This window comes from Cupriavidus sp. 8B (genome assembly GCF_054589115.1).
Window position 1 is genome coordinate 14120 of sequence record NZ_BAAILO010000586.1, and the last position, 6551, is coordinate 20670.

The window sequence follows — 6551 nt, forward strand, 5'->3', positions numbered from 1 at the left end:
CGTCGCCAGTTGCTCGGCGCGTGAGACCGCTGCGGCGAGTTCGCCTGCGTCGAGTGCGGCCAGCGCGGGCGACAGCACGGCATCTTGTGCGTCCTGCGGGCAGGCGGCGAGCTGCTGTTGCACCTGCGCGAGCTGCGCCAGCAGCGCGGCGCCGCGCGTGGCCGCGCCAGGGGTCGTGTTGGCCGGCGCTCCGGCCAGCGGACGGAACAGCGGCAGCCAGCGTGCCAGGTCGGCGCGGCGCCCGTCGTCGAGCGCGAGCAACGCGTCGCCATGGCTGGCGAGCCATGCGCGATGCGGGCCGGGATCTTCAACTTCGAATGCCGCGGGACGGTGCGCGAGCACATCGGCGCGCGCTTGTTCGGTTTGCACCAGGCGCTCGAAGTTCTCGCTGAAATCGGCGAGCGTGGCGCTGTCGGTGGCGAAGGGGCGCAGGCGCGCCAGCGGGCTGCCTTCGAAGCGCGCGGGCAGCCAGTAGCGGGCCAGCGGCGCGCAGGCTTCTTCCAGCGCGGCAAGGCTGGCGGTGTCGAGCGGCTCCAGCCTGGCGCGCAGCGCCGGCACGTCCAGCGGCGGCCTGCCTTGTTCCAGCGCCACCAGTTCGCCCAGCAAGGCGCGGTAGCTCAGGCCGATGCGCGCATCGACCTGGTGCAGCGCTTGCTGGTGGCGGTCCAGTTCTCCCTCCAGCGCTTCGATGCGCGCGGCGATGCGCTCGCGTTGTGCGCGCCATGCGGGCGGCCCGGCGTCGGGCGTCTTCAACATCGCCTCGAGCTGCTCGCGCACGCCACGGATCACCGGCTCGCGGTCGCGGTTCACGTCGCTCAACATGACGATGCGCTGCTCCAGTCCTTCGGCAACCAGCCGCTTTCGCACCACGTCGAGCGCGGCCTGCTTCTGGCACACGATCAGCAGGCTGCGCTGGCGGCCGAGCGCATCGGCCACCATATTGACGATGGTCTGGCTCTTGCCGGTGCCGGGCGGGCCTTCGACCAGCAGGCCCGGCGCCCGCCGCGCCTGCAACACTGCCGCTTCCTGCGAAGGATCGCTCGCCACGGTGAAGTAGCGCTCGCGCTCCGGCGGCTGCGTGGCGTCGGTGGCGTCGGTGGCGTCGGCCGCTTCGGTTGCAGCGTCGGCATCCGGCGCGGCAGCATGGCCGGCGCCCAGCCGCAACGCGGTCTCCAGCCCCGTGCCGCCGCCAGGCAGGGTCTTGAGCTGCCGCAGGTCCTCGCCGACCGCCTGGCCCATGAAGGTGACATGGAACAGCACTGCCGCGCACGACAGCGCGTCCTGATAAGGCTGCACCTGCGTGTCGAGTCCGGGCAGGCGGCCCAGCACACGCTCGCTCGCGCTGGCCAGCGTGCCGAAGGCGTCCATCACCTCGCCGGCCTTGAGCGCGGAGCGCCCCAGCAGCTCGTCGGCGGCGTCGCGCCAGCGGCGGCTGGCCTCGATGCCCAGCAGCGCTTCCAGCGCCGGGTTCAGGCGCACCTCCTCGCGCTCGCCGTCAAAGGCCAGCGCTACCTGGCCCCGGCTGCCGACTTCCAGCAGCAGCCTGACCGGCCACAACAGCACTGGCGCGATGCGGGTCTTGGTGTTGCCGCGCGCGTCGCGCGTGAGCAGGAAGGGGAAGCCGAGGTAGAGGCCGTCGATGCCGGTATCGCGACGGTACAGCGTGCTGTGCCGGTACAGGCTCTGCAGGCGCAGCTCCAGCTCGGGGCGCTCGCCGAAGAGCGCGGGGTCCAGCGAGACCGGCTGCGCATTGCGCTGGAGCAGGTGGTCGAGCAACGCGCCGGCGGGACGGCGCGCGCTGTCGAGCTCGCGCAGGTCGATGCGTGCGGTGGTCTTGCCGATGCTCATGCGCACCAGCGGCCCGCGCATCACGGCGGTGGCCACCTTCTTTTGGAAGAAGTCGAGGATGTCGGCCACGTATTGCTGCTTTTGCGGCGCGAGCCATTGCTCTGGCGGCACCGCCAACAGCACCAGCGCCTGCGTCAGCGGCAGCCGCCGCTCCAGGCGGAACTGCGCGGCCCAGCCGTCGACCGCGGCCACGCTGCTGCGCGCGAAGCCTTCCAGGCGCGCGTCCACCGCCTGCCAGATCGCCTGCCGGCCCTGTTCGAGCCAGGCGCGCGCTGTGTCGTCGCTGAACGCGAGCACGTCCTCGCGCCGGGCCAGCGCCGCGGCTTGCTCGACGATCACATCGATCGAGCGGAACTGGCCGGGCGCGGCGGACAGCAGCACGATCAGGTCTTCCTCGCCAATCAGCCGGCGCTCGGCCAGCGACAGCACGCCGGCGTGGCTGCTGTCCGGCAGCAGCCGCCGGCGCGCCTCCCACAACGCGGCGAGACGCGCGCGCGAGCTCGACAACAAGTGGATGCGCAGGCTGTCTTCGTCAAGCTCGATCTCCAGGCTGCGCGCGCGCTGGCGCACCTGGGCCGCGCGGGCCTTGAGGCGGACCAGCCAGTGCTCGTTGTCGAAGCGGGACAGCAGGTCGGGCGCCAGGCCTGCGAGCAGCGCGTAGCCCTGCTGCGGATGCTGCAGCAGCCAGCCCGGCGTGACAATGTCGCCGCGCAGGATCAGCGGCATTTCCGGGTTGAGCAGCTTGAGGGCAAGCATCAGGCGGAAATCGTCTTCCAGGCCTTCGTGCCGCGCCACTTCGCGCAGGCCGGACAGGCGCTGCGCGGGCAGCGCGGCATCCTGCGCCCAGGTCACGATGACGCCGCGCCGCAGGTGGTCGCCGGCCTGGTCCCAGTTGCCGGCTTCCGCGGCGGCGAGTGCAAACTGCGCCGGGCTGCGGTAGCGCCGGCCGCCCAGTTCGATGGCGCTGGCGGCGCCGCTGTCGTGCTCGGTGGCCTGCTCGCCGCTGTCGGCGGGGGCATCGACTGCCTCGCCATTGAGCCATGCCTGCACCTGCGGCCATTGCCAGCGCTGGTTGCGGTCTCGCGCCAGCAGGCCGCGCAGCAGCAGGCGCAATTCGGGATCGAGGTCATCGGGCAGCGCCACACCGTTGGCCAGCACGTGGATCAGGAAAGCCTGCGGATGGATGTCCGCGAAGCAGGCGCCGCCGGTGACCTGCTCCAGCAGGATCATGCCCAGGCTCCACCAGTCGGAGGCGGCCGCGACGCCGCCGGCGATGGCTTCGGGCGCCATATAGCGCGAGGTTTCCAGCGGCGAGACGATGTCGAGGTCGAAGTCCGACAGCCGCGCCGAGCCGAAGCCGCTGACCACCAGGTCGAGCGGCTCGCGCTGGCGTACCAGCAGCGTGCCGGGGCGCAGGTCGCGGTGGCGCAGCCCGGCTTCCGAGAACACATGCAGCGCCTCGCCAAGCTCGCGCACGATATGGCGAATCCGCTCGAGGTCGCCGGCGACGATGCCAAGGTCGGCCAGCGTGCCTGCGCTGAGTTCCTCGGCCACTTCATAGGCGCGCTCCTGCCAGCGCCCGGTGGCCAGGATCTCCGGCACGTGGGCGCGCGGCAGGCGTTGCAGCAGCGCGTAGACGGCGGGGTCGGGCTCGGCGCCGGCGCGGTAGAGCGTCAGCACGGCATGGCGCTCGGTATCGACCTGCTGCGCGGCATAGCGCTCGCGCACGCCGTCGGTGCTGGCGATGTGGCGCAGCAGGCGCCAGCCGGCGATGACGTCCGCGTCGGCGTGGGCGCCGGTTTCAGCGTTCGGCACTTCGCCTGCCGGATCGGCGCCGCATTGCAGGCAGATCAGGTCGTCGGCGGCCATCGGGTGGCCATTGAGGCAGTGGCCTGGCGCTACGTCGGGCGCCTGCTGCGCGGCGGCAGGCGTTGCGGTGGTTGCCGTTGCCGCAGGGCGCCAGCCCGGCGCATGGATCGTTTCGCCGGACAGGTCCCAGCCGCAGGGCGCCTGGCCGAACAAGCCTTCGCAGAAGATCTCCGCCAGTGAACGTTCGGTCTGGCAGTTGGGGCAAAAACGCATCATGGCTGGGAGTATCCGTTGGGTTCGGCCCGCCTGGCGGCGCGGTCCTCGGTGAGGGTGATGGTGTGGCCCTGGGCCTGCAGCAGCGCGCGCAGCCGCCCGAGGTCGCCGCGCCGGGGGATGCCGGCCAGCCACACGGTACCGTCGTCGTCGAACATCAGGTCGAGCGCGCGATCGTGCGCGGCCAGCGGGCGCTCGAAGGCGCCGAAGCGCGCGCGGCCAAGCGGGGTGAGCAGGTGCAGGCGCTGGTTGTCGCTGCCGCGCAGCGCCAGCGTCTGCGGCGCGTGCAGCGCGAACGGGTCGGATATCAGCGCGTCGATCAGGCCGTCAACGCGCGCCAGCACGGGTGCCAGCGCTTCGATGGGATGGCCGCTGTAGACCAGGATGTCGAGCGGGCTGGCCGCGCGCAGCGCCTGCAGCAGCGCCAGCAGGCCCTCGGGCTGGTCGAAGGGCTCGCCGCCCGAGATGGTGATGCCCTCGGCCTGTGCCAGCCAGGGTGCCAGCGTCGCCATCAACGTTGTCACGCTCACGCTGCGCCCGCTACCGGCCTGCCAGGTGTCTGCCGAGATGCAGCCGGGGCAGCGGATCGAGCAGCCTTGCAGCCAGATGCCGACGCGCTGTCCTGGTCCGAGCGTCGTGACGGGGAAATGCAGGCGCGACAAATCCAGCGCTGCCTCGGCGCCGCTCACAGGCGTTGCAGGCTGAGCTGCGTGAAGGCGCCGGTTGTCAGCCCGGCGATCTCGAAGCGCTCGCCCGGCTGCGCGTCCTGGTCGAACAGCGCGCGCGCCAGCGGGTTCAGCAGGTGGGCTTCGACCTGGTTGCGGATGCCGCGCCCGCCGTTGGTGAGATCGGCCAGGCAGCGCTCGCGCAGCGCTTGCAATGCGCCGGCGGCCAGCGTCAGGTGCAGGTCCTGGCGCGCCAGGTCGGCCAGCACATTGTCCACCATTTGCGTGAAGATCTGCGCGGCGATATCGGCGCGGATGAAATCGAACACGATCACGTTCTCGCCGATGCGGTTCAGGATCTCCGGGCGATTCAGCTCCAGCTTGAAGTAGCGCTCGATCTCGCTGCGCACCTTGGCCTGTACCGCCTCGAAGGGCTCGGCCGGGGTGACGTTGGCCACCGGCTGGCCATCCGCGCCGGTGTGGTAGATGCCCAGGTTGGAGGTGAACACGATCAGCGCCTCGGAGAAATACACGCGGTCGCCGCGCCCCGAGGTCAGCACGCCGTCGTCCAGGATCTGCAGGAACTTGTCGAGGATGCGCGGATGGGCCTTCTCGATCTCGTCGAACAGCACCACGGCAAAGGGCTTCTCGCGGATCGCGTTGGTCAGCTCGCCGCCCACGTCATAGCCGACGTAGCCGGGCGGCGCGCCGATCAGGCGCTGGTCGGCGTGCTCGGCGCTGAACTCGGACATGTCGAAGCGGATGTAGGCGCTCTCGTCGCCGAACAGCAGGCTGGTGATGGTTTTGGCCAGCTCGGTCTTGCCCACGCCGGTGGGCCCGGCCAGGAAGGCCACGCCGCGCGGCCGTCCGCCGCGCCGCCCGCCGCCCACGCCGGTCATGGCGCGCTTGACGATATCGAGCATGTGCGTGGCCGCATGGCCCTGGCCCTTGACCCGGCGGCTAATGAATTCGCTCGCGCCGCGGATGCGGTTGCGATCGATCTTCAGCCAGGGGTCCTCGGTTACGCCCACCTTGTAGCGGCGCACCGCGTCGGCCACCTGGGACAGCGGCACGCCTTCTACCCGCGCCAGCTGCGCGATGGCGTTCAGATCGAGCAGCAGCATGCCCTCGGTGTCATCGACGAAAGCCTGCTGCGCCTGCTGGGTGGCCTGCGCATCGGCGTCCTGCGCGCCCGCCAGGCCGCGCAGCAGCGCCGGCGCCAGCGCGCGGCGGGCGTGGTGGTCGGGCTTGGCCACCGGGATATGGCGCAGGCGCGGGTTGCCCACCAGCAGCCAGTCGGGCAGGTCGCCTTCCTTGTCGACCACCCACAGGATGCTGTTGAAGAAGGGCTTGCGCGCCGTGCCGGCCGGGCGCGAGCGGACCTGGTGCGACAGCACCAGCGCGCGGGTGAACAACTGGTGTTCGGCGGGGCTGGGGTTGTCTGCGCGCGTGAGCAGCCGCGAAGCGAAATCCACGATCAGCGCCAGCGGCTCGCCGGGGTGCGCGGCGAAGCGCTCCAGCGTGGTGCCGAGCAGGTCGATGCCGGCATTGGCGCGGCCTTCGCTCACGGTCAGGCCGAACTGCTGCAGGATGGCCTCGGCCGGTTTGCTGTCTTCGCCGGGCGCGCACAGCGCCTGGAAGCCTGCTACCGGGTCGTAGAGAAAGACGTGGGCGTAGCCCGCTTCGCGCAGGGCGCTGTGCATGGCCAACGCGAAGGACTGCGGCGCGATGACGCCAGGCGCCACCTCGCAGGCCTGCAGGTCGCGTACGTTGCCCGACAGCACGAACTGGCTCTTGAGCGGCAGGAAGCGCAGCAGGTCGCGCAGCCAGCGCGGGCGGGTGAAGGCGGGGGCAGCGGCAGCGGCGGCTGCAGCCGCTGAAGCGTTTGCGGGTTCGGTACCGGACATGGGCGGGCTCGGGAAGATCCAGGGGCGCGCGGCCGTGTGCCGCGCGCGC

At 71.4% G+C, this 6551-nt stretch carries 3 protein-coding genes; all 3 read right to left on the reverse strand.

Translation table 11 applies throughout. The annotated features are described in order from the left end of the window. Positions 1-3933 (reverse strand): protein kinase domain-containing protein (locus ACYP5B_RS49230; protein WP_459574752.1); only part of this gene is annotated, 3933 nt, incomplete at its 3' end. Continuing rightward, positions 3930-4619 (reverse strand): 4Fe-4S cluster-binding domain-containing protein, encoded by a 690-nt coding sequence (locus ACYP5B_RS49235; RefSeq protein WP_459574754.1) that lies wholly within the window; start codon positions 4617-4619, stop codon positions 3930-3932. The genes ACYP5B_RS49235 and ACYP5B_RS49230, both read right to left, overlap by 4 nt. Then, on the reverse strand, positions 4616-6502 hold the full coding sequence (locus ACYP5B_RS49240; protein ID WP_459574784.1) for an AAA family ATPase: 1887 nt from the start codon (positions 6500-6502) through the stop codon (positions 4616-4618). The genes ACYP5B_RS49235 and ACYP5B_RS49240 overlap by 4 nt, the downstream gene beginning before the upstream one ends. Positions 6503-6551 lie beyond the last annotated feature (49 nt).

Excerpts from the sequence above, each read along its gene's own strand:
- ACYP5B_RS49240 (WP_459574784.1), bottom strand. The coding sequence starts at position 6,502 with ATGTCCGGTACCGAACCCGCAAACGCTTCAGCGGCTGCAGCCGCCGCT.